This window comes from Mycobacterium sp. 852013-50091_SCH5140682 (assembly GCF_001665685.1).
In the GTDB taxonomy this organism is placed as follows: Bacteria; Actinomycetota; Actinomycetes; order Mycobacteriales; family Mycobacteriaceae; genus Mycobacterium.
The window spans coordinates 13,728-36,584 of the sequence record NZ_LZTB01000014.1 but is presented as its reverse complement, the minus strand read 5'-3'; the positions used below and the strand labels follow the sequence as shown (position 1 = coordinate 36,584).

At 66.2% G+C, this 22,857-nt stretch carries 20 protein-coding genes; 10 read left to right on the top strand and 10 right to left on the bottom strand.

Features of this window, described 5'->3' with window-relative positions:
• Nucleotides 1-399: 399 nt before the first annotated feature.
• Entirely contained in the window at nt 400-1,299 is a 900-nt protein-coding gene (locus A5784_RS05810) for an NmrA family NAD(P)-binding protein (RefSeq protein WP_064943229.1), read from the top strand.
• Nucleotides 1,300-1,312: 13 nt separating this feature from the next.
• Here A5784_RS05810 and A5784_RS05805 read toward each other — a convergent pair whose 3' ends face one another.
• Nucleotides 1,313-1,720, bottom strand: a complete 408-nt coding sequence (locus A5784_RS05805; RefSeq protein ID WP_064943228.1) for a MarR family winged helix-turn-helix transcriptional regulator — start codon at nt 1,718-1,720, stop codon at nt 1,313-1,315.
• Nucleotides 1,721-1,793: 73 nt separating this feature from the next.
• Here A5784_RS05805 and A5784_RS05800 point away from each other — a divergent pair, with 73 nt between their 5' ends.
• On the top strand, nt 1,794-2,888 hold the full coding sequence (locus A5784_RS05800; protein WP_156750403.1) for an aldo/keto reductase: 1,095 nt from the start codon (nt 1,794-1,796) through the stop codon (nt 2,886-2,888).
• A gap of 60 nt (nt 2,889-2,948) precedes the next feature.
• Here A5784_RS05800 and A5784_RS05795 read toward each other — a convergent pair whose 3' ends face one another.
• Nucleotides 2,949-4,565: a GMC oxidoreductase gene (locus A5784_RS05795; protein ID WP_064943226.1), complete on the bottom strand. Its 1,617-nt coding sequence runs from the start codon at nt 4,563-4,565 to the stop codon at nt 2,949-2,951.
• Nucleotides 4,562-5,764: an alkane 1-monooxygenase gene (locus A5784_RS05790; RefSeq protein ID WP_064943224.1), complete on the bottom strand. Its 1,203-nt coding sequence runs from the start codon at nt 5,762-5,764 to the stop codon at nt 4,562-4,564. The genes A5784_RS05795 and A5784_RS05790 overlap by 4 nt, the downstream gene beginning before the upstream one ends.
• A gap of 809 nt (nt 5,765-6,573) precedes the next feature.
• Between A5784_RS05790 and mdo the strand changes: the two genes are divergently transcribed.
• From mdo to A5784_RS05755, 6 genes are all read left to right on the top strand, one after another.
• A complete protein-coding gene (mdo, locus tag A5784_RS05780) occupies nt 6,574-7,845 on the top strand; it encodes an NDMA-dependent methanol dehydrogenase (RefSeq protein ID WP_062831316.1) in 1,272 nt (423 codons plus the stop codon).
• Nucleotides 7,832-8,809 carry an AAA family ATPase gene (locus A5784_RS05775; protein ID WP_232005956.1) on the top strand — a complete coding sequence of 326 codons (978 nt, stop codon included), beginning with the start codon at nt 7,832-7,834 and terminating at the stop codon, nt 8,807-8,809. The genes mdo and A5784_RS05775 overlap by 14 nt, the downstream gene beginning before the upstream one ends.
• Nucleotides 8,810-8,841: 32 nt before the next feature.
• A complete protein-coding gene (gene madC / locus A5784_RS05770) occupies nt 8,842-10,296 on the top strand; it encodes a MadC family VWA domain-containing protein (protein ID WP_082944685.1) in 1,455 nt (484 codons plus the stop codon).
• 141 nt (nt 10,297-10,437) lie between these two features.
• Nucleotides 10,438-11,622 (top strand): iron-containing alcohol dehydrogenase, encoded by a 1,185-nt coding sequence (locus tag A5784_RS05765; protein ID WP_064943216.1) that lies wholly within the window; start codon nt 10,438-10,440, stop codon nt 11,620-11,622.
• On the top strand, nt 11,619-12,956 hold the full coding sequence (locus A5784_RS05760; protein ID WP_064943214.1) for a MadS family sensor histidine kinase: 1,338 nt from the start codon (nt 11,619-11,621) through the stop codon (nt 12,954-12,956). The genes A5784_RS05765 and A5784_RS05760 overlap by 4 nt, the downstream gene beginning before the upstream one ends.
• The gene (locus A5784_RS05755) at nt 12,946-13,602 is read left to right on the top strand and encodes a MadR family response regulator transcription factor (protein WP_064943212.1); all 657 of its coding nucleotides are present in this window, start codon (nt 12,946-12,948) and stop codon (nt 13,600-13,602) included. The genes A5784_RS05760 and A5784_RS05755 overlap by 11 nt, the downstream gene beginning before the upstream one ends.
• 164 nt (nt 13,603-13,766) lie before the next feature.
• Here the strand turns inward: A5784_RS05755 and mftM are convergent, their stop codons facing one another.
• The 3 genes from mftM to A5784_RS05740 form a co-directional block, all read right to left on the bottom strand.
• Entirely contained in the window at nt 13,767-14,645 is an 879-nt protein-coding gene (gene mftM / locus A5784_RS05750; RefSeq protein ID WP_064943210.1) for a mycofactocin oligosaccharide methyltransferase MftM, read from the bottom strand.
• Between the two features lie 121 nt (nt 14,646-14,766).
• Entirely contained in the window at nt 14,767-15,444 is a 678-nt protein-coding gene (locus A5784_RS05745; protein WP_064943209.1) for a class I SAM-dependent methyltransferase, read from the bottom strand.
• A gap of 19 nt (nt 15,445-15,463) precedes the next feature.
• Complete coding sequence (locus A5784_RS05740) at nt 15,464-16,933, bottom strand: glutamate-cysteine ligase family protein (protein ID WP_064943208.1); 1,470 nt, start codon at nt 16,931-16,933, stop codon at nt 15,464-15,466.
• 61 nt (nt 16,934-16,994) lie between these two features.
• Between A5784_RS05740 and A5784_RS05735 the strand changes: the two genes are divergently transcribed.
• Nucleotides 16,995-18,134 carry an acyltransferase family protein gene (locus A5784_RS05735; protein ID WP_064943207.1) on the top strand — a complete coding sequence of 380 codons (1,140 nt, stop codon included), beginning with the start codon at nt 16,995-16,997 and terminating at the stop codon, nt 18,132-18,134.
• Here A5784_RS05735 and A5784_RS05730 read toward each other — a convergent pair.
• Nucleotides 18,131-18,853: a class I SAM-dependent methyltransferase gene (locus A5784_RS05730; RefSeq protein WP_064943205.1), complete on the bottom strand. Its 723-nt coding sequence runs from the start codon at nt 18,851-18,853 to the stop codon at nt 18,131-18,133. The genes A5784_RS05735 and A5784_RS05730 overlap by 4 nt on opposite strands.
• A 173-nt stretch (nt 18,854-19,026) precedes the next feature.
• Here A5784_RS05730 and glpK point away from each other — a divergent pair, with 173 nt between their 5' ends.
• Nucleotides 19,027-20,508, top strand: coding sequence for a glycerol kinase GlpK (glpK, locus tag A5784_RS05725; protein WP_232005958.1), 1,482 nt, complete (start codon nt 19,027-19,029; stop codon nt 20,506-20,508).
• Between the two features lies 1 nt (nt 20,509).
• Here the strand turns inward: glpK and A5784_RS05720 are convergent, their stop codons facing one another.
• From A5784_RS05720 to A5784_RS05710, 3 genes are read right to left on the bottom strand one after another with little or no spacing between them, the layout of a single operon-like run.
• On the bottom strand, nt 20,510-21,190 hold the full coding sequence (locus A5784_RS05720; protein ID WP_064943200.1) for a hypothetical protein: 681 nt from the start codon (nt 21,188-21,190) through the stop codon (nt 20,510-20,512).
• 4 nt (nt 21,191-21,194) lie between these two features.
• Nucleotides 21,195-22,073 (bottom strand): oxidoreductase, encoded by an 879-nt coding sequence (locus A5784_RS05715; RefSeq protein ID WP_064943199.1) that lies wholly within the window; start codon nt 22,071-22,073, stop codon nt 21,195-21,197.
• A 33-nt stretch (nt 22,074-22,106) separates the two neighbouring features.
• Nucleotides 22,107-22,838: a PadR family transcriptional regulator gene (locus tag A5784_RS05710; RefSeq protein ID WP_064943198.1), complete on the bottom strand. Its 732-nt coding sequence runs from the start codon at nt 22,836-22,838 to the stop codon at nt 22,107-22,109.
• Between the last annotated feature and the right edge of the window lie 19 nt (nt 22,839-22,857).

The following is a 22,857-nucleotide window of genomic DNA, read 5'->3' as shown; positions in this document are numbered from 1 at the left end:
ACCACATCGGCACCAGAGTTCGGCCTGCCCGGCTATTAGCGACAGTGTCGCTCGCAGTCGGGCACACAACCATTGGGGCAGAACCGATCTCGTGGTGCCAGACGGGCGTACGGGATTGTCTGAGCTGAAACCACTGGTGCCTGCGGTGCCGATGTGGCGATTTCTGCGACATTGTCGCTAACAGCCGGGCAAGACGTCACATGGTCGCCGCGCGGTGACGGGTGTGATTGAGGTGACAGATACGACGGATGTGACAGATGTAAAGGCCGCCTGGAGCGCGCATCACCCTGTTCCCACCGCTACCAGGATCACCCGGGTCAGGTTCGCGGCCGTCGCCCGGAAATTCTCGAACTGTGCCGGGCGTCTCTATCGGCGATCCGTCCGCGAGAAAGGCGCCCCATGTCTGACACCGACAAGCTGTTCCTGATCACCGGCGCCACCGGCAACACCGGCGCTCACACCGTGCGGTTGTTGCGGGAACGCGGGCAACGCGTACGGGCGCTCGTGCACCGCGTCGACGAACGCGCGGACCGATTGCGGGACCTGGGTGCCGAAGTCGTTCAAGGAGATCTCCTGGACTTTCCCTCGGTCAGTGCGGCCACGGTCGGCGTGAGCGGGGCGTATTTCAACTACCCCGTCGCCCCGGGTTTGATCGAGGCCACCGCCAACTTCGTGCAGGCGGCCAGCGAGGCCGACGTCCGATCGGTGGTCAACATGTCTCAGATCTCGGCCCGCCGCGAAGCGAAAAGCAATGCAGCGCGCCATCATTGGATCGCTGAGCGGCTGCTGGACCGCAGCGCGCTGATGACCACCCATCTCCGTCCGACGTTCTTCACGTTCTTCATGAACATGTTCTGGGTTCGCGAAAATGATGAAGGGGTCTACCGGTTGCCCTTCGCCGACGGGCGCCACGCCCCGATCGACGCCGCTGATCAAGCCCACGTCATCGCCGCCATCCTGCAGAACCCCGAACCGCATGACCGCCAGATCTATCAACTGTCCGGTGCGGAAGACCTCGACTGGTATGAGATCTCCGCGAAAGTTGAAGCTACACTGGGCATCCCAGTCCGCTATCAGCCGATGGACATTGCCGCCTTCGCGGCAGACATGGCCGAGGCCGGTGCCTCACCCCATTTCGTGCAGCACTTCAGCAACGTCGCACAGGACTATCGCGATGGCGTCTTCGCCGGCGCCAACAACCTCGTCGAGGTGATAGGCGGGGTCAAGCCCATCACCGTGGAGGACTACGTCGAGTCGACGCGTTCGCTGTTCGCGACCAGCGGGCGTCCGCGCCGGTGACGGCGGCCGTTGGCTAGACGATCTTCTCGAGCAGGGCCGTGAGAGTCTTCCGCTCGGTGGCGGTGAGGCGTTCGAGGCGCTTGGTGAATTCGTCGGACAACAGTGCCATGCCGTCGGCGGCGGCCTTGCGGCCGGCCGTGGTGAGCAACAGGCGATGACGGCGCAGATCAGAGGGGTCGATTTCGCGTCGCACGAAAGCCGCCGCCTCGAGCCGTTTGAGGTAAGCCGTCACCGTTGCCTTTGGCATGCTCAGTGTCGTGGCGAGCTCGGCCGGGTAGGGGTGCTCGTCGATCTCCGCGAGCAGGAACAGTTCCTTGGATTCGAGCCCGAGCGCGCGGATGCCGGTCTCGGCGCTGGAGATGACCGACAACACCACCTGATAGTTCAACGACCAGATCTTGGCCGCATCTTCTGTAGACATCTACTTGCCAGATCGTTCAGAACTGTACTAGTTTAAAAGTGAACAAATACATAACCGAACAATCTATCAGAAAGTGGCCACCATGCCTCTGGATCATTACGTGACACTCGGACGCTCCGGCCTGCGCGTGAGCCCGCTGTGCCTCGGTGCCATGACATTCGGCGAAGACCTCGGCTGGGGCACCAGTGTCGAAGAGTCTGAGCAGATCATCGATAGATACTTCGAACTCGGCGGCAACTTCATCGATACCGCCAACTTCTACACCAGGAGCCATTCGGAGAAGATCGTCGGCGACCACGTCGGACGCCACGCCGCCAAGCGCGACCGCATGGTGATCGCCACGAAGTTCAGCGGCAACCTGTACCCCGGCGATCCCAACGGCGGTGGTTCCGGACGCAAATCGGTGATCAACGCGTGCGACAACTCGCTGCGGCGCCTGCAGACCGACTACATCGACCTCTACTGGCTGCACATCTGGGATGAGAACACCCCGATCGACGAGACCATGTCCGCGCTCGACGACCTCGTCCGGTCCGGAAAGGTGCGCTATATCGGCGTTTCGGACACTCCGGCGTGGAAGATAGCCCAGGCCAACCTCATTGCCCGCTTCCGTGGCTGGTCGAGTTTCATCGGCCTGCAGATCGAGTATTCGCTCCTCGAGCGCGACGTCGAGCAGGAGCTGGTTCCGCTGGCGCGCGAATTCGGCTTGGGGATCACACCGTGGTCGCCCCTCAAGGGTGGCGTCCTCAGCGGAAAGTACACCCGCAGCAACGCCGGCCAGCACAGTGCCGACCGTGGCGCGATGGTCGATGCTTTCCTCAACGAGACGACCTACGCACTGATCGACGAGCTGGAGAGCATCGCCAAGGCGCACGAAACTACTGTGGCCAGCGTCGCGTTGGCATGGGTGCGCGCGCAGGCTGGGGTCTCGTCCGTCATCATCGGGGCGCGCAGGCTCTCACAACTCGACGACAATGTCCGAGCCGTCGACGTCAATCTCGGTGCAGACGAATTGGATCGGCTCGATGCGCTGACCAAACCGACCTTCGGGTTCCCGCACAACATGCTGGAGATGGCGCCGGCCATCATCAACGGCGGAACGACGGTCAACGGGGCCGCGGCGCCGATCTCCGAATACGTGATGCCGGAAGGGGGCCGTCCCTACTGAGTTGGGGCGGTCGCCGATGGATGGCGATGCGCTTTCAGCGCGACGCCCGAAGTCCGGTTCTCAGTGGCGGCCTTGCAGCACTGCCTCGATGTTGCGTTCGGCCAACGCCGTGACCGTCATGAACGGGTTGCATCCGAGGTAGCCGGGTATCAGCGACGCATCATTGACATAGAGGTTGTCGTAACCTTTGACACGTCCGAACGCATCGGTGACGTCACCGCGCACACAACCGCCCAACGGATGAACAGTGTTGGGGGCGAAGACCTCCCCCGAAAAGATGTCATCGCGATATTCCACCCCGTTGGCCCGCGTCAACTTGTCGAACACCGACCGGGCCCGCTCGGTCAGGTGCTCGTTGTAGGTGGCAGGCCAGTCGATGGTGACCGAATCCGATGCGCGGTCATAGGTGATGTCGGCGCGATCACCGGACTTGACCATGACGTAGTAGCCGAGCATGAAGGTCTCTACCGGCAGCGGGAGGGAAAACATGGTGGCATAAACCGGGTTCTCGGTATCGGCCCGACCGTCGAGGTTGATCAGCCCGAGCAGTGACTGCTGGGTTCCGGCGGGATCGCTGTTTTTGAGCCAATGCGCCACCATCACATCACCGTTGTTGCCGTATCCGGATCCAAGCGCATCGTTCAGGTCGGCCAGGGCGCCGGTTTCGCGGGCACGCAACAGAATGTGATTGGTACCCACTACGCCGGCGCTCAAAAAGAGCCGTTCGCAGCCGATCTCTTCGCGGGCGGTCTCATTGCCCCAGCGGTCGATCGATCTGGTGGACACCACGTACTCGCGGCCCTCTCGGCGTATGGCGATCACTTCGGTCAGCGGCCGCAACGTGACCTTTCCGGTGGCCAGGGCTGATGCGACATAAGTCTGGTCGACACTGCCCATCCGGCCGTAGTTGTTGCCGAACTGCTGCTCGAACGCCAAGGCCGAGCGCTCGGCCTTTCCAGCCTCCTCGTCCTTCATATAGTCGAACGAGTAGGCACTGCCGTTGTAGTCGACCGGATATCCTGCCGCGGAGGCATATTCGCGTCCGACCCGAGCGAACTGGAACCACGGCGTACGTTCGAACCAATCCATGTCGCGGTAGCTGATCCGGAGGGTGCGTTTGGCGCGCTCGATGTATGTCCCCAGGAACTCCTCCACCCCGATGTCGGGGAAGCATTCGGCGACCTGCCTCGCAGTGGGCACGGCGGCCACGGCGGCGTTGACCAGTGAGCCGCCGCCGACCCCGATTCCACGAAACACATGGTGAGCGCCGTGGGTTGTCTTGTCGCAGATGCCCGCTTGAACGGGCTGCGGCGACGGCGAATTACGCGCGACGGCGTCGATGGAGAACCCCTGGAACGAGGTCACCAGGCTCGGGGGAATCGAACTGAACCAGCCTGCGCGGGTATCAGCGGGCAGCATCTTGGTGAACCGTTTGCCGTCGGTGTCAGGGGTGTCCCACAGTCGGCCCTTCTCCAACAAGAGGGTCTCGATGCCTGCCTCGCCCAAGCGAAGTGCGGACACCCCACCGCCGTAGCCGCTTCCGATCACGATCGCGGCATAGTGCGCGCGGGGCTCGGATCTATCAACGCCTCGCTGTACCCACCAGCCTGCACCGCAAGCGCCCAGTGCGGCCGCCGCGCCGGTGCCCAGAAACCGCCTCCGCGACATGACGGTCATGCGGCACGTGTCTGGTGTCTGCGGATGAGCTGTTCACGGTGCCGTGGGTCGAGCGCAGCCGACTCGATATGCCCCGAATAGTGCTCGATCACCTTCGGATCCATGACTTTACGCCACAGAGGGGGAACCAACGACAGCACGAACATGGTGCCGTATCCGCTGGGCAACTGAGGAGACTCGTCGAGACCCCGCAGGGTTTGATAGCGCCGTTGGGGATTGGTGTGATGATCGGAGTGGCGCTGTAGGTGATACAGGAACACGTTGGCGACCAGGGTGTTGCTGTTCCAGCTGTGCCGCGGGGACACGGGTTCGTACCGGCCGTTGGGCAGGCGTTCGCGGCGCAATCCGTAGTGCTCGAGGTAGTTGACGGCTTCGAGCAGGCAGATGCCGACGGCCGCCTGGCCGACGAGCATCGGAAGCACCACCGGCCCGAACCACACGGCGAGCCCGAGAAACAATACGAAACTCACGAACCACGCGTTGAGCACATTGTTCTTCGATGTCCACGGTGTCTTGCCGCGGCGCGTGAATCGACGTGCCTCCAGCGCCCACGCGGATCGAAGGCCGCCGGTCACCGAGCGCGGGATAAAGCGGTAAAGGCTTTGGCCCATCAGCGAACTAGCGGGATCGTTCGGCGTCGCGACACGTACGTGGTGACCGCGGTTGTGTTCGACGAAGAAGTGGCCGTAACACGTCTGGGCGAGCGCGATCTTGCTCAGCCGTCGTTCGAGGCGGGCGCTTCTGTGCCCCAACTCGTGGGCGGCATTGATCCCGATACCGCCGACGATCCCTACCGTCAGCAGTAGTCCTGCGCGGTCGATCGACGACAGGACAACCCAGCCGCCACCGCTCCACAACCAGCACGCGAAGATCAGCGACAGGTACTGATTAGGCAGGTAGAGGTACGTCGCCCAGCGATACCAGCGGTCGCTGTCGAGGTCGATGTAGACGTCATCGGGCGCGGTGCTGCGGTCGGTCCCGACGACGTAGTCGAGCAGTGGGATCAATACGAACGTGAGAATCGGTCCGAGCCACCAGAACCCGCCGAAACCGGTCAGTTTCACAGCCAGCCAGGACACCGTCACCAAGCACGGGACCGTGGCGCCGAGGAGCCACAGATAGCGCTTCGGATCATGCCAGCCGCGCTCTATATCAGCGTTGCCGGTGTTGTAACCAGTCGTTACGAAGCTGGCTGTCATGACCGCCCCGATCTTGAATTTGCAAGTATCTTGCGGGACTCTAGCAATGTTCGGCTATGTTCGGCAGTCCATGTGTGCGTGACCACATCCTATTTGCTAGTACCGCCGGTATCGGTACAGGAAGAGTGTGTCCGGTATCCAACGGAGTCCGAAGAGTTGCCTTCAACAGGATTGTTTGACGCTGAGGCTCGGTCAGTGGCTCCCCGCTCCACATCCAGTGAAGATGGCTGGATGGCCGGTCAGCCTGATTTACATGTAGCTATTGCGCGATTATGGCAAATATGCATAGGCGTAGTTATGGCATGACGCGGGCGGATGCTGCGCCGGACCTAGTCGCTTTGCCGACGCTTGCGCGCCAAACTGCCCAGTCGCAGTGATGCTCCACCGGGACCGATGGTCGGCACCAGTGTTTTCCATCAACCACCGCGTCAAAATTCGCTCGAAGCTGCGGCGCGCCTGGCGAGTGACTGAATGTCTGCGGTGATAAATCTCGCCATGAGTTAGCCATTGCCGAGTTGGAGCCGGGCCAGGATTGCGTCGAGTTCGGTGCCGGCGTGTTCTACCTGCAGTAGCGCAACGGCCTGGTCATCTGTGACATCGGCGCGCAAATTGCCATGATCAAGCACATCGTGGCCGCCCAGAGGACCGAATTCCTCGCGGTTCAGGTCAACTCCCGGCAATAGGCCGCCACGCCACCCCTGCCCGATCGGAGAGTTCTGGCGGTCCGGTCGGCCGGTAGTGCCTCCGAATCGTTGTGACGCGCGCCACCAAGGTTCACGGTGGTGTCACACGACAGAAGGAGGCTTCCGATGGCCATTGAGCTGAACCAGATTTGGGACTTTCCGATCAAGGAGTTCCACCCGTTCCCACGGGCCCTGCTCGGGGTGGGCGCGCACGACATCATCGGCGTCGAGGCCAAGAACCTCGGTTTCAAGCGCACCCTGCTGATGACGACGGGCCTGCGTGGCTCGGGCATCATCGAGGAGCTCACCGGCAAGATCGAGTATCAGGGTGTCGAGGTGGTGCTCTACGACAAGGTGGAGTCCAACCCCAAGGACTACAACGTCATGGAGGCCGCGGCGCTGTATCAGCAGGAGAAATGCGACAGCATCATCTCCATCGGCGGTGGCTCAAGCCATGACGCGGCCAAGGGCGCGCGCGTCGTCATCGCCCACGACGGCCGCAACATCAACGAATTCGAGGGTTTCGCCAAATCCACCAACAAGCAGAATCCGCCGCACATCGCCGTATCCACCACGGCTGGAACGGGTTCGGAGACGTCCTGGGCCTACGTCATCACCGACACCTCGGACATGGAGCACCCGCACAAATGGGTCGGTTTCGACGAGGCGACCATCGTCACCCTCGCCATCGACGACCCGCTGCTGTACTACACCTGCCCCCAGCACTTCACCGCGTACTGCGGCTTCGACGTTCTCGCGCACGGCAGTGAGCCATACGTCTCGCGGCTGGATTTCGCGCCATCGCTCGGAAATGCCTTGTACTCAGTCGAACTCGTCGCCAAGAACCTGCGTGAGGCCGTATTCGAGCCGCGCAACCTCAAGGCTCGCGAAGGCATGATGAACGCGCAGTACATCGCCGGGCAGGCGTTCAACTCCGGCGGGCTGGGCATCGTGCACTCGATCAGCCACGCCGTCAGTGCGTTCTTCGACAGCCACCACGGCCTCAACAATGCCATCGCATTGCCGCGGGTGTGGGAGTACAACCTGCCGGCCCGCTACGAGCGGTACGCGCAATTGGCCACCGCCATGGGTGTTGACACCCGCAACATGACCACTGTGCAGGCCGCCGACGCAGCGGTCGAGGCCGCGATCCGGCTGTCGCAGGACGTCGGCATCCCGGACAACTTCTCGCAGGTCCGCACCGACTCGTACGAGAAGAACCGGATGAACACCGGCAAGTACGCAGGCCGGGGCGACGTCATCAAGGGCGACGACAAGTCCGTACTGGCCATCTCCGAACACATTCAGGGCGACTGGTGCACGCCGGGCAACCCGCGTGAGGTGACGGTGGAATCGATGATCCCGGTGGTCGGCCATGCGATTAATGGCACTTACTGAGTCCGAGGTCGACGTATTCGCCGGTCCCGCAGCGCTTTCCGAAGCGCTGCGGGAGCAGGACTATATCGCCGACGACGACCTGGCCACGGTGGTCCACCTGGCGACAGCGCTGGACCGGCCCCTGCTGCTGGAGGGGCCCGCGGGCGTCGGGAAGACGGAACTGGCCAAGGCGCTGGCCGCCGCCGGCGGCCGCCGGCTGATCCGGCTGCAGTGCTACGAGGGTCTCGACGACAACCGGGTGCTCTACGAATGGGACTACGCCAAACAGCTGCTGCACGTGCAGATGATGCGCGACCAGACGAGCGATGCCGGTGAGATCGCCACCGACATCTACTCCGAGGCCTTCCTGTCGGTGCGCCCGCTGCTGGAATCTGTGCTCTCCGAACAACCTGTGGTGCTGCTGATCGACGAGGTCGACCGCACCGAAGAGGCGATGGAGGCGCTGCTGCTCGAGGTGCTGGCCGAACGTCAGGTCACCATCCCCGAGATCGGCACCTTCGTGGCCCGCACGGTGCCGTGGGTGGTGTTGACGTCCAACGACACTCGTGAGCTCTCGGCTGCGCTCAAGCGTCGCTGCCTGCACTACCACCTGGATTTCCCCACGCCGCAACGGGAACGGGAAATCGTCGGGGTGCGGGCACCGCGCGTCGAACCCGCCGTGGTGGCCGACGTGGTCGAGCTCGCACGCACGCTGCGTGAGCTGCCACTGCGGAAGGCGCCGTCGATCTCCGAGGTGATCGACGCCGCACGCGCCGCAGCGATCCTCGGTGACACGACATCAGATGCGGCGCAATCGATTCTGCTGTCGACGCTGGTGAAGTTCACCAGCGACCGTGACATCGCGCTGCGCCACCTCGATGACGCCCCGGGCCCGGTGCATGCCGAACTGCAACGGGCCACCGTGGCATCGCGCCCGGCCAACACCACCACCTCGGTGTTCCGGGGGCGGGGCGGCAGGACGTGACGCCCTCGCGTGTGCTCGACATCGTCGCCGCGATGTTCGGTGCGCTGCTGCGCCGCGCAGGGCTGGCGGCGTCACCTGCCGAGGTCATCGAGGTACGCCGGGTGCTGGGCCTGCTCGGGGCCCGCGACCTCCCCGCGCTGCGGGCCGCGTTGCGGGCGACGTGCGCCAAATATGGCCGGGAACAACGAGGATTCGACCGCGCCTTCGACGCGTTGTTCGCCGCCGCGGAGATCGCGCGTCACGACCCGGGCCCGAGCCGTGCCCATACCGGCTCGGGCCTGCCCGATCAACTCGACGTCGGCGAGGACCAGGAGATCGGGCGCTACGCCGAATACAACGAACGCGCCGCGGAGGTCGGCGACCACTTCGACACCCCGGACGCCGACAAGGGATTCAACCCGCACAAGGACGACGACGACTACAGCGTCACGGGTGCCGACAACCAGCTGACGGTGTCGGCCGAGAGTGACACCGGCCGGCGCGGTGTCCGCTACACCGTCGAAGTGGATCGGGCGTCGGCGAGCATGGCCGGAGATCTCGCAGACGTGGTGGCTCCCGTGGTGGCCGGGGCGCTGAGTTGGGATGACCCCGAGTCGATTCTGGCCTGGCTTGACGCCTACGACCCGAGCCGCACCTACGGCGACGACGCGGGCGAACAGCCGTTGACCGCCGAACAGCTCGGCCAGCTGAGCGCGGCGGTCGAGGGGTTCGTCGCTGCCCTGGCGGACCGCTGTGGGCTCACCGCCGAAGCCGAAAACCCAGATACCGCAACGGATGCCGGGCTGTCGGTCGACGTAGACCTGGCCTGCCACGAGGTGCTGCGCCGGATGCGGGGTGCGCCGCGGCCACGCCCCCGTGAGCGCGGGCGCGGCCGGCTCGACATGCGCCGTACGACGCGGGCCGCACTCCGAACCGACGGCGTGCCGTTCCACCTCGTGACCCGTACCCCGCTGCCTGACCGGATCCGGTTGCTGGTGATCGCCGATGTGTCGCTGTCCGTGCGGCCCGTCACCGCGTTCACCTTGCGGCTGGCCCAGGCCATGCATCGGCGCGCGCATCGCTGTCGCGTGATGGCGTTCGTCGACCGCGCGGTCGACGTGACGGACATCCTGCTGCGCACCGGCGGCGACGATGCGCTGGCCGCGGTGCTCGCCGAAGCACAGCTAGACCTCGACGCCAGCAGCGACTACGGGCAGGTGTTCGACGACATGATGCGCGGGCAGGCCGACGCTCTCGACCGCCGCACCGCGGTGCTGATCGTCGGCGACGGCCGCAGCGGCGGACTGCCCGCCGGTGTGGAGCAGCTGCGCGCGCTGCGCCGCCGCGTGCATCGGCTGGCCTGGGTGACGCCCGAACCGCGGCGGTACTGGCACCAGGCCACCTGCGCGATGCCCCAGTACGCACAGGTCTGCGATCGTGTCGTGGTCGCCAGCGACGCCGCCGCGCTCAGCGCGCACGCCGGGGAGCTCGCGCACGCCCTGTCCTGACCGCCTACCTGCCCGATCGGCCAGGTCGGCAGCTGCCCACCTGCACATTGGCGGCGGGCGAGAGGAGCCGTAGGGTGGCAGTGTTACCTGGATCACATGACTTGGGAGTGCGACGTGATAGCACAGGCGGAGATCACGCCCATGGCCGTTCCGACGGCCACACCCGACGGGCTGCCCACCCGGCTGTTGAAGTTCCATGCGCCCGAGATCGTGTTCGGCATCGACTCGATGGCCGAGGCGGCCCACGCCGCTGTGCGGCTCGGCGGGTTGCGGCCGCTGCTGGTCACCGACCCTGGGCTGATCGAGGCCGGCTGGGTGCGTGAACTCGTCGGGCACCTGCGCGCACAGTGCGTCGAGGCGCAGGTCTGGAGCGCGCTGACGCCCAATCCGAAGGACCACGAGATCACCGCAGGGCACGAGTTCTACCGCCAACACGGGTGCGACGTCCTCATCGCGCTGGGCGGCGGCTCGGTGATCGACGCCGCCAAGGGCATCGCGATCCTCTCCGCCAATGGCGGCGACATTCTCGACTACGCCGGTGTGGACAAGGCCACCATGCCCATTCCGCCGCTCGTGGTGTTGCCGTCGACGTCGGGCACCGGCGCGGACGTCTCTCAGTTCTGCATCGTCACCGACACCACCCGCAACACCAAGATCACCATCCTGGGCCGGGCCCTGGTCCCCGACATCACCGTCATCGACCCGCGGTTGCTCACCACCATGCCGGAATGGCTCAATGCCGCAACGGGTTTGGATGCTCTCACGCACGGCATCGAGGCGTTCGTATCGCTGGGCCACAACCAGCTGACCGACCATCACGCGCTGCGGTCGGTCGTCATGGTCACCGAGAATCTGGTGTCCACCATCGAACGTCCGAATGAGATGCCTGCGCGGGTGCTCATGGCGCAGGCCGCCCTCGAGGCCGGGTTGGCCTTCACCAACGCCATTCTCGGTGCCGCACATGCGATGAGCCATCAAGTCGGTGGACTGCTGGATCTGCCGCACGGCGTGATCAACGGCGTGCTGCTGCCGCACGTCGTACGGTTCAACGCCGAGGCCGACCCGGCGCCGTTCGCCACCATCGCGGCCTGCCTCGGCATCGCCGACAAGCGTGCCCCGGCACGGGAATCCGCACTGGCCCTTGCTGATCGGTTACAGGAACTGGCCCGGCAGGTCGGGGTGCCGCGCGGCCTGGGCGAGCTGGGCGTGCGGGACGAGGACGTGCCGGTGCTGGCGCACAACGCGATGGCTGACGCGTGCATCACCACCAATCCGCGTCCCGCCGACGAGGCGGCGCTGCGGGCACTTTTCCGGGCGGCGCTGTGAGAGCGCCCGATCTGGAACGTCTCACCGGCATACGCTCGGGCAAGTCCACGTTCTATTCCGAGTTCCGGGTGGCCGCGCAGCGCACCGAGCGTGTGATCGCGGCGCTCGACACGATCTCACATGCGTTGGTACAGACCGTGAACGGCCCAGAGAAGCTGGTCCGTGCGGTGGCCGAGGCTGCCCGAACGCACCTCGGTGCCGAATGGGTGCTGCTGGCGCTGGCCGACGGCGCGCTGCCCGGGGCGCGCCCGCGGCACCTGATCCTCGACGCCGACGGTAACGCCTACTCGTTCGAAGGGCTTTCCGGCGCAAAGCATCCGGTGCCGCACCTGCCCGACGCGGTGCTCAACCGGCTCAACGACATCCTGCGTGGCCAGTTGGCCCAGTTCCGGCTACCGGTCATCGAACCTCACCACGCGCACGTGCCGATCGAGTTGGACGGAGGCGTGATCGGGGCGTTCGCGGCCTGGACGCCCAGCCACCGCATGCTCGACGGCACCGACGAGACCGTCATGCGGATCCTGTCCAGCCAGACCGCCGTCGCGCTGCACAACTGCGAACTGTTCCAGCGCTTGCAGGCGCTGCTGGCCCAGTCCGAAGCCCGCAACGCCGAACTGCTGGCGACTCAGCGGGAACTCGGTGCGGCACAACGCCATCAGGTTCTCGACTCCGAGCGGCACCGCATCGCACGCGAACTGCACGACAGCGTCGCACAGACGGTGCTCTCGGCAGGCATGCAGATCGAGGTGTGCCGCAGCGAGATTCAGTCCCTGGCCGGGGCACCCGATCTCGTCGAACGGTTGGACACCGCCAAGACCCTCACCCGCTCGGCCACCGAACAGCTCCGGTCAGCGATCTACGCGCTCAACCAGCCCGGCGACGCGGGCCGGTCTACCCTGCCGGAGATGCTGGAACAGTTGGCGACCGTACATATGCCCGAGGATCTCCGGGTGACCCTCAAGGTCGAGGGCGCTGCCACCGAATTGCCCAGTGCGGCAGAGCATGCGCTGTTGCGGGTGGCGGGCGAAGCCCTGTTCAACACTGCCATGCACGGGCACGCCACCAGGGCCATCGTGCGGCTGCGGTACCGGCCCACCACCGTCACGTTGTCGATATCCGACGACGGCACCGGTGACCCCGACAAGATGCGGCTGATGCTGCGCCTGGCCGACGGCACGGACGTCGACGGCCACCATCGCGGACTGGCCAACATGCAGGCCCGGTGCCGCGAGCGGGGTGGCTCCTTCGTCGTGCAACGGTCCCGCCTCGGCGGGGTACGGGTGGTCGCCACCATCCCCAGGGACGGATCGGAAGGAGACCGCGATGACGGTTGACACCAAAATCAGAGCGATCCGGCTGGCGCTGGTCGACGATCACGCCATCCTGCGACAGGGCCTGCGATCGGTACTGGAGCGCGAGCACGACCTCGTGGTGGTCGGTGAGGCGGCCTCCGAGCCGGAGGCCGAGGCGATGGTCGCCGCCATGCGGCCCGACGTGGTGCTGCTGGACCTCAAGCTGTCCGCCGGGTCCGATTTCGAGGGTTTGTCGTTGTGCGCCAAGCTGTCCGCGGCTCATCCCGAGGTCGGGCTACTGGTGCTGACGACGTTCCTCGACGACGATCTGGTGGTTCGCGCCGTGCATGCCGGAGCGCGTGGCTACGTCGTCAAGGACGTCGACACCACCGAGCTGGTGCGTGCGATCCGGGCCATCTCCGCGGGCGAGAGCGCATTCGACTCCCGCAGTGCCGCCGCGGTGGTCCGCACGCTGAGCGGCAGAAGCGAGCCCCGCGAGCAACTCACCGACCGGGAGCTCGAAGTGCTGCGGCTGCTGGCCGCGGGCCTGTCCAACGTGAAGATCGGTGAGCGACTGTATATTTCGGCCACCACAGCCAAGTTCCACGTCAGCAACATCATGCGCAAGCTCCAGGTCAGCCGTCGCGCCGAGGCGGTCTACGCGGCCAGCAAGCGCGGGTTGATCTAGCACCTAGCACCGCGAGCGTGCGTGTCTGCTGGGCAACACGCCGCCGCGTGTCGACACAAGGCACAACCTCGCGGCGCGCGAGGGTGACGAAAATGCCGATGGTTCACGGCGCGTCGGGCAACAGACGCGCACGCTCGCGGTGCTAGGGGACCTCGCGGTGCGGGTCAGCTCAAATCCAGAACGAGCCAGCCGCCGTGATGTTCGGACACTGTGACGCGCACGCCCGGGTGAAGTTCGCGTGCCTGCTCACCCAATCGGACCAGCTCGGCGGTGTCGAACCGCCGGATGTGCCCGTAGCAGGCCTGCGGTTCGTCTTCGAATGGCACTGCGATGACCACGCGGTGGCGCGCCAGGCGCAGGGCCTCGGCGAGCACGGCATCACCCGCGGCGGCGGGCAGATGTTCCAGTAGGTGTAGTGCGGTGACAGTGTCGGCTACGTTGTCGGGCAACGGAACCCGCGTGGCGTCGCAGGCCAGGGTCCGCACCGGGCGGTGCAGCCGCCCGCTGACCCGGGCCAGCAGGTCCATCGTGGGGGCACTGAGATCGCTTGCGGTCACCTCGAATCCGAGCCGGCTCAGGCGCAGCGGGAAAAACCCGAAGCACGAGCCGAGATCCAGCAGCTTGGGCCCGGTCGCCAGCTCGCCTGCGCGCCGGTGAACGGGAGCGAACGCGGCGGCACCTGATTCGAGTGCGGTGAGGGAATTGCGGTAGAACCGCACCCAGGCCGGGAGCGCTCCGTCGATCGTGGACCGTACGATGCCGGTGAAGACCAGCTCGAAATCCGCTTGGCCGCGCAGTATCCCGCCGAGCTGATCGGTCAGCAGGACGGCGAGTTCATCGGAGAGCTCGGCAGGAGTGAAATCGTGATCGACGGTCAAACAGTCGCCGCGACGCCGCGCGCAGAACCGGGCAGTGCACGTGCCGGAATGCGGTCGGTGGGGCCCGCGACGGCGTCGCACCTGAACTCCGGGGGCACTCCACGTTCCGCGCGGTGCGGGCGCGAGCGGGTCGACCTCTACGCGGTCGAGCAGTGCAACTGTCATGCCACACAAGGCTATTGGTGGCAGACCTGCTCGCGCCCGCACCAACCGGGCGGGATTGTGGGCCGACCGGGCGGGCGATCACTACCCGGTCGGCCAGGGGGTACGGCCAGTGGCCGCTGGCTCAGCCCTTGTGGGCGGTCAGCAGAAAGGCCGGGAACTTGATGCGGCCCTTCTCGTCTTGATCGTGCGGGAGTGGCTCAACCGGGGTGCCGGGGATGGCCGCCGCGTTCGCGTGGATGAACGCCGGGCGGATCTCATCGACCACCCAGTGTTGGGACACCGCGGCCCGCAGCTCGTCCTCGTCGACCTCGTTGGGCTTGGTCTCAAGCCCTTCCGGGAATGCGCCCTTGGCGAACACCAGCACGTAGTACGACGCGCCGGGAGCCGAGGCCCGGTGGATCGAACTCAGGTAGCCGTCGCGCCCTGCCACGGGCAGGGAGTGGAACAGCGTCGAGTCGATGACGGTGTTGAACCGGCCGTCGTAACCGCGGAACGACGTGATGTCGCCCTGCACGAAGCTGGCGTTGCTCAGGTTGCGTTCCTGCGCGGTCCGGTTGGCCGCGGCGATCGCGGTCGGGCTCAGATCCATGCCCACCACGGTGTAGCCGTCGGCGGCCAGGGCCAGCGACAGTTCCGCGTGCCCGCAGCCGGCGTCGAGCACGTCGCTGCGGAACTTCCCGGCTCGGTGCAGCGCCGCCAACTCGGGCTGCGGCTCGCCGATATTCCACGGTGGCGGACCCTCGAAATCACCTACACCCCGATAGGCGCCGTCCCAATCCAAAACCTGATCAGATGCCATGCAATCCAACGTACGCGAGTCATTCCCAGCTGTGGACGGGCTCATTACTGTGCATCCACTGGACGTACAGCCGTAACATTTCGGCCAACGCCTGGGGCCGGGACACGCCGCCTTCTTCGATTTTCTGGACGGTCGCGACCTGCCACGCCGCACCGGTCTGCCCGGTTTTCGCCCGTCCCTCGATGACCCCCAGATAGCGGTCGCACACCTCGCCGGCAACACCCCAGCGGCGCAGCCCTTCGTGCGCCATCGGCAACAGCTGACGGAGCACCAGTTCGTCGGGCGTCACCTCGCCCACGCCGGGCCAGTAGAGCCGGGCTTCCATGCCGTGCTGCGCAGCGGATTCGAAATTGTGTTGCGCGGCGGCGAAACTCAGCTTGGTCCAGATCGGCCGGTCCTCCTCGGACAGCGTGCGCAGCAGGCCGTAGTAGAACGCCGAGTTGGCCATCATGTCCACGACGGTCGGCCCGGCGGGCAGCACCCGGTTCTCGACCCGCAGGTGCGGCAGGCCGTCCACGATGTCGTAGACGGGCCGGTTCCACCGGTAGATGGTGCCGTTGTGCAGCCGCAACTCCGACAGTCGCGGGGCGCGGCCCGCGGCCAGCACGGCCACCGGATCCTCGTCGGACAGCTCGGGCAGCAGCGACGGGAAGTACCGCACGTTCTCCTCGAACAGGTCGAAGATCGAGGTGATCCATCGCTCGCCGAACCACACCCGCGGCCGCACGCCCTGGGTCTTGAGTTCGTCGGGCCGGGTGTCGGTGGCCTGGGCGAACAGTTCGATGCGCGTCTCGGCCCACAGGTGGTGGCCGAAGAAATACGGCGAGTTGGCGCCGACGGCCAACTGCGGGCCCGCCAGCACCTGGGCGGCGTTCCAGTTGCGGGCGAAATCGGCAGGTGAGACCTGCAGGTGCAACTGCATGCTGGTGCATGCCGACTCCGGGGCGATGGACGCGGCCTGCAGCGACAGCCGCTCCGGGCCGCCGATGTCGATCGTCATATCCTCGCCGCGCGCGGTGAAGATCGAGTCGTTGAGAGCCTGGTACCGCGTCGACTCGCTCATCCAACCGGCCGAAAGATGTTCCGGCATAAGCGTCGGCAAGATGCCGACCATCACGATGTGGGCGCCGTTCTGGTTGGCCTTGATCTCCGCGGCGTTGAGGCTGTCACGCACCTCGGATTCGAGGTCGAGCGCCGCACGCCCGGGCAACGGCCGTGGTGGCACATTGAATTCGATGTTGTAGGCGCCCAATTCGGTTTGGTACGCCGGGTCGGCGATGGAGGTCAGGACATCCTGGTTCATCATCGCCGGCTGGTAGGCGTTGTCCACCAGGTTGCACTCGATCTCCATCCCGGTCAACGGCCGCTCGAACTCGAAGCGGGACTGCGCCAACATGGTTTCGAACACGTCGAGACACAGTTGCACCTTGCGGCGGTACTCCTGCCGGTGCGCCCGGGTGTACTCGGTATTGCTGACCTCTTCGCCCACACGCCGATGCAACAACGTCGGGGACGACGTGCGCAGGAAAATTGCGTAATAGGCTCGGCAATTGTGTGCCCGACAAGCTGACGAGGACCAGGGCGGGCTCGAACAGGTCGGCAGCGTCGACCGGATCGCCGCGCTGACCGGGGTGCGGGCCGTCGCCGCGATGACGGTGATGGGCACCCACGCGTCCTACGGCACCGGGCTGCTCACCCACGGCTACGTGGGGCTGCTGGGCGCGCGGCTGGAGATCGGGGTGCCGATCTTCTTCGTGCTGTCCGGCTTGTTGTTGTTCCGCCCCTGGGTGCGCGCCGCGGTGACCGGTGGCCGGCAGCCGTCGGTACCGCGCTATGCCCGCAGCCGCGTGCGCCGGATCGCGCCCTCGTACGTGGTGACGGTGCTGCTGGTGTTCGGGATCTACCAGGTGCGTCCCGTGCACCCCAACCCCGGGCACACCTGGACCGGCCTGCTGCGCAACCTGACCTTGACCCAGATATACAGCGACGACTACTTCACCGCCTACCTGCATCAGGGCCTGTCGCAGATGTGGAGCCTGGCCGTGGAGGTCGCGTTCTACGCGGTGCTGCCACTGCTGGCCTACCTGCTGCTGGTGCTGCTGTGCCGACGCCGGTTCCGGCCGGTGCTGCTGCTGGCGAGCCTGGTGGTGATGGCCGCGGTGAGCCCGGCCTGGCTGGTGATCCTGCACAACACCCACTGGTTGCCGGTCGGCGCGGGAACGTGGCTGCCGCATTACCTGGCCTGGTTCGCCGGGGGCATGATGCTCGCGGTGCTTTCGGCCATGGGGGTGCGGTGCTACGCGCTGGCAGTGCTGCCGTTGGCCATGGCCTGCTATCTGGTGGTGTCTACGCCGATCGCCGGTCGGACCACCGCCGTCACGCTGACCCTGTCCGAAGATGTGTCGAAGACGGTGCTCTACGCCGTGATCGCCACGTTGGTGGTGGCACCGCTCGCGCTGGGTGATTCCGGCTGGTATGCCCGGCTGATGGGCAGCAGGCCACTGGTGTGGCTGGGGGAGATCTCGTACGAGATTTTTCTGCTGCACGTGGTGGTCATGGACCTGGTGATGGCGCTCGTGCTGCGGTGGCCCGTCTACACCGGATCGGCTGTCGTGCTGTTCGCTGCCACGCTGGCGGCCACGGTGCCGCCGGCCTGGCTGCTGCACCGGTTGACCCGGCCGCGACGCTAGCCGCGGCGCGCGATCACGATCTGGGGCTGCGTGAGTCCGCTGCGCAGTTCGATCTGGATGTTCCGATCGGCGTGCAGGGCGAGGCTGCGCAGCGCCGAGGGGCTGTAGGAGCGCAGCGAGCTGATGACGCCGTCGTGGATGAACGGGATGAACGGCGCGGCAGGCAGCATCGTCGCGAGCCTCAGCAGATGCAGCGGCGCGGGCGGGCGCGGCAGGTCGATGATCAGCAGCGTGTCCGCGACGCGGGTGCCCTCGGCGAACACCCTCGACGCCTGCGCGGGAGCCAGATGATGAAACGACAACGCGAACACGGCCAGGTCGAAACTGCCGTCGGCGGCGTCGATCTCCGTCGCGTCGAGTACGCGAACCTGCGCTCTGGCGTGGGTGCCGAGCTCGCCCGCGGCCAGCGCGTCCACCGATGCGCGGTCGACGTCGGAGACGGTGAGGCGGGCCGACGGATGGTCATCCAGCAGCTGACGTGACAGTCCGCCGTGGCCTGCGCCAAGCTCCAGAATCCGTGGATCGGGCACGTCGGCGACCAGGTCCAGAGCGATGCGGGCGAACTTCTCGTGATTGCGGAAGATCCGGCCGGTCCAATCCAGGGCATCGATGACCTGTTGCCTGCGCGAATCGAGACCGTCATCCCGGTCGATGTACTCCAACCGGTCGGTCTCCAGCAGCCGGTCCAGGCAGGATGCGTCGTAGCCACCGCGCGGCATGCGCTCGATACCGGTTTTGGCCGACGTGCCGCGAGGACGAAGAGAATCAGATCTGGGTGCCACGTAAGCCATGATGGACGCTTCGGAGGGTAGGAGCGACAGCGACTCGGGAAAGGACCACAGTGGCCGATTTCGTCGCAGCCATCGACCAGGGCACCACCAGCACCCGCTGCATGATCTTCGACCACGCGGGTGCCGAGGTGGGCCGCCACCAGCTCGAGCACGAGCAGATCCTGCCGCGCGCCGGATGGGTCGAACACAATCCGGTGGAGATCTGGGAACGCACCGCGGCAGTCATCATGACGGCGCTGAACAAAACCCGACTCTCCGCTGCGGATCTCGCCGGGCTCGGCATCACCAACCAGCGGGAGACCACGCTGGTGTGGAACCGCCACACCGGCAGGCCGTACCACAACGCCATCGTGTGGCAGGACACCCGCACCGACCGCATCGCCGCCGCGCTGGACCGCGACGGCCGCGGCGACGTGATCCGGCACAAGGCCGGGCTGCCGCCCGCGACGTACTTCTCCGGCGGCAAGATCCAGTGGATCCTGGAGAACGTCGACGGGGTGCGGGCCGCCGCCGAGAACGGTGACGCGATCTTCGGCAACCCCGACAGTTGGCTGGTGTGGAACCTGACCGGCGGCCATCGCGGCGGCGTCCATGTCACCGATGTCACCAACGCCAGCCGCACCATGCTGATGAACCTGGAGACCCTCGACTGGGACGATGAACTGTTGTCGTTCTTCGGGATTCCGCGGCAGATGCTGCCCGAGATCAGGCCGTCCTCGTCACCCACCCCGTATGGTCTGACCCGCCCCGACGGGCCGCTGGCCGGTGAAGTGCCGGTGACGGGCATCCTCGGTGACCAGCAGGCCGCGATGGTCGGGCAGGTGTGCCTGAATGCCGGTGAGGCCAAGAACACCTATGGCACCGGCAATTTCCTGCTGCTCAACACCGGCGAGAAGATGGTCCGGTCCGAGAACGGCCTGCTGACCACGGTGTGCTACCAGTTCGCGTCCGCCGATGGAACCCCGGCGAAACCCGTTTACGCCCTGGAAGGTTCGATCGCGGTGACCGGATCGGCCGTGCAATGGCTACGCGATCAGCTCGGCATCATCAGCGGTGCTGCGCAGAGCGAGGCGCTGGCCCGGCAGGTCGCCGACAACGGCGGCGTGTACTTCGTGCCCGCGTTTTCTGGCCTGTTCGCGCCGTACTGGCGCTCGGACGCACGGGGCGCGATCGTCGGGCTGTCGCGGTTCAACACCAACGCGCACGTGGCCCGCGCGACGCTAGAGGCCATCTGCTACCAGAGTCGCGACGTGGTCGACGCGATGGAGGCCGATTCCGGTGTGCACCTTGAGGTTTTGAAGGTCGACGGCGGTATCACCGCCAACCGGTTGTGCATGCAGATCCAGGCAGACGTGCTCGGTGTCGACGTGGTCAAGCCCGTGGTCGCCGAGACCACCGCGCTCGGTGCGGCCTATGCGGCCGGGCTTGCGGTCGGGTTCTGGCGCAACGCCGACGATCTGCGCGCCAATTGGCAGGAAGGCGAACGCTGGGCCCCGCAATGGGATGACGATCAGCGTTCCAGTGGGTACGCCGGGTGGCAGAAAGCCGTTCAGCGCACGCTGGATTGGGTCGATATCGACTGAGTCACCGGGGCGGCGGGCAGGTCATCAGCAGACCCTTGAGTTCGTCGTAGTACTGCACGCCCAGCATGGCGTGGCGACCCTTGTCGTTGGTCCGCTCGGCGTCGGCGATCTGGCCGGCCAACTCACCCAGCCGGTGGGCATGCTCGGCGGCCTTGCCCGAGGTGACCTGCTTGGCCTGATCGCCGATCACCTTGGCCCACTCGTTGAAGTCGCCGACCGTCGGGCCCTGGTTGGCGGCGAACGACGGCAGGATCAGGCCAGAGCTTGCCCGGCTGGACTCCACCAGGGGTTGGGCCTGGCGACAGCCCTTGCCGGAGATGTAGGTGAGTGTCACCGAAGCCGCGACGACGACAACGGCCAGGGCTGAGGCCGCCACCGCAAGCCGCTGGGTGCGGGGTTCGGCATCGGGAACTCGCCTGCGCCACATCACGTGCCCGAGAATCACGGCTGCCATCGCCAGCACCGACAACAAGCTGGCCTCGAGCAGGTTCCCGGCACCGGATGCCGAGTTGGTGGCCCCCAAGGTCGCCAACGCGGCGAGCAACACCAGCAGCCACTGCCAGAATCCGCGCCGACGCTCGTAGGCGTCGACATCGCGGAACTGGATGCCGATGGTGGAGCCGGCAGCCGCAAGCACGGCCACGAGCGCGGGAACGACGTATGCGGTGATCTCTTCGGTCATGCCCTTATCCGCCCAGCCCGTCGAGCCGGCTCTTGATGTCGTCGGGTAGCGAGATGTCCGCCACTGCCAGGTTCTCCTCCAGGTGCGCCGGTGACGACGTTCCGGGAATCAGCAATACGTTGGGTGCGACCGACAGCGTCCACGCCAGCACGATCTGTGCGGGTGTGTGGCCGAGGTCCGCCGCGGCCTGCCGGACAGTGTCGTTGCCGAGCACAGGACTGTTCGGATCAAAAGCCGAGCCGAGCGGAAAGAACGGGACGAAGGCGATACCGTGCTCGACGCAGCGCTCGAGCACCGGCGCCGCGCTGCGGTCGACCAGGTTGTACGCGTTCTGCACGCACGCGATTGCGGTGTGGCCCAAGGCAATCCGAAGATGCTCAGCAGAGATGTTGCTGAGGCCTATGCCGTCGATCAGGCCTTCGTCGCGGGCCGCGATCATCGTGGTGAGTTGCCGCTCGAAGAGGTCATGGTCGACGGCGGTGGGAACGCCGATGCCGTCACCGTCGTGCACGCGCAGGTTCACCGCCGCCAGCCGGTCGGTGTCCAGGGTCCGCAGGTTCTCTTCGATCCCGCGGCGCAATTCGTCGGGCTCTTGGGCGGGTAGCCACTGCCCTTGCTCGTCGCGGCGCGCGCCGACCTTGCTGACCAATGCGAGGTCGGACGGATACGGGTGCAGCGCCGCGCGGATCAACTCGTTGGCGACGGCGGGCCCGTAGAACTGTGCGGTGTCGATGTGGTTGACGCCCAATTCGACTGCCCGCCGCAGCACCGACAGAGCCTGCTCGCGGTCTCGGGGCGGGCCGAACACGCCGGGCCCGGGCAGTTGCATGGCACCGAACCCGACGCGCGACACAGCGAACGAACCCAGGGGGAAGGTCTGCATGCCGGTCAGCCTACGCAGACCGTCCCCGTGGACTTACTCCTCGCCGAGGATCTGGTAGATCTCGCGGCGTGCGCCGTTGACGATGTCGAGGATGCGCTGCTGCTGCTCGTCGCTGGCGGTGTGCACCGACTGTGCGACGGCGCCCATCAGCTGTCCGATGGCGGCGCGCAGGTTGACGGCATTGGGGTCGGCATCTTCGGCGATGGCGTCCCAGGGTGCGGTCTCGATCTGATCGGCGGCTGCGCGGCCGTCATCGGTCAGCTCGAAAGTCTTTTTGCTGCCTTCGCTTTCGGCGGCCGGGGCGATCAAGCCCTCGTCGACGAGCAGTTGCAGGGTGGGGTAGACCGAGCCGGGGCTGGGCCGCCACAGGTTGTTGCTGCGTTCGGCGATCTGCTGGGTCATCTCGTAGCCGTGCATCGGCCGCTCGGTGAGCAGCTTGAGGATCGCGGCACGGACGTCACCGCGTCGGCCACGGCTGCCGCCGCGTCCGCCTCGGCCGCGGCCACGGGGTCCGCCGCCGAAACCGGGACCGAAGCCAGGGCCGAATCCGGGGCCGAAGCCGAAGCCGGGACCGAAACCGGGGCCGCCGAAGCCGCGGCCGAACGGGCCGTGATGTCCCGCGGACTCTTCGCGGACGTGATCGCGGAACTCGCGCCGGGCGCGGCGCCGCTCATCGTGCAGGGCGCGGCGGTCGTCGGGGCTGAAGCCGAAACCGAAGCCGCCGGGGCCGAACGGGGGATTGGGTGGTGTGAATGGGGTGTTCATAGGTGAGGTTCTCTCTTTC

Bases quoted from the DNA above. Each gene is read 5' to 3' on its own strand.
- A5784_RS05810 (WP_064943229.1), top strand. From the start codon at position 400: ATGTCTGACACCGACAAGCTGTTCCTGATCACCGGCGCCACCGGCAAC.
- A5784_RS05805 (WP_064943228.1), bottom strand. From the start codon at position 1,720: ATGTCTACAGAAGATGCGGCCAAGATCTGGTCGTTGAACTATCAGGTG.
- A5784_RS05795 (WP_064943226.1), bottom strand. From the start codon at position 4,565: ATGACCGTCATGTCGCGGAGGCGGTTTCTGGGCACCGGCGCGGCGGCC.
- A5784_RS05790 (WP_064943224.1), bottom strand. From the start codon at position 5,764: ATGACAGCCAGCTTCGTAACGACTGGTTACAACACCGGCAACGCTGAT.
- mdo (WP_062831316.1), top strand. From the start codon at position 6,574: ATGGCCATTGAGCTGAACCAGATTTGGGACTTTCCGATCAAGGAGTTC.
- A5784_RS05775 (WP_232005956.1), top strand. From the start codon at position 7,832: ATGGCACTTACTGAGTCCGAGGTCGACGTATTCGCCGGTCCCGCAGCG.
- madC (WP_082944685.1), top strand. From the start codon at position 8,842: ATGTTCGGTGCGCTGCTGCGCCGCGCAGGGCTGGCGGCGTCACCTGCC.
- A5784_RS05765 (WP_064943216.1), top strand. From the start codon at position 10,438: ATGGCCGTTCCGACGGCCACACCCGACGGGCTGCCCACCCGGCTGTTG.
- A5784_RS05755 (WP_064943212.1), top strand. From the start codon at position 12,946: ATGACGGTTGACACCAAAATCAGAGCGATCCGGCTGGCGCTGGTCGAC.
- mftM (WP_064943210.1), bottom strand. From the start codon at position 14,645: ATGACAGTTGCACTGCTCGACCGCGTAGAGGTCGACCCGCTCGCGCCC.
- A5784_RS05745 (WP_064943209.1), bottom strand. From the start codon at position 15,444: ATGGCATCTGATCAGGTTTTGGATTGGGACGGCGCCTATCGGGGTGTA.
- A5784_RS05730 (WP_064943205.1), bottom strand. From the start codon at position 18,853: ATGCCGCGCGGTGGCTACGACGCATCCTGCCTGGACCGGCTGCTGGAG.
- glpK (WP_232005958.1), top strand. From the start codon at position 19,027: ATGATCTTCGACCACGCGGGTGCCGAGGTGGGCCGCCACCAGCTCGAG.
- A5784_RS05720 (WP_064943200.1), bottom strand. From the start codon at position 21,190: ATGACCGAAGAGATCACCGCATACGTCGTTCCCGCGCTCGTGGCCGTG.
- A5784_RS05715 (WP_064943199.1), bottom strand. From the start codon at position 22,073: ATGCAGACCTTCCCCCTGGGTTCGTTCGCTGTGTCGCGCGTCGGGTTC.
- A5784_RS05710 (WP_064943198.1), bottom strand. From the start codon at position 22,838: ATGAACACCCCATTCACACCACCCAATCCCCCGTTCGGCCCCGGCGGC.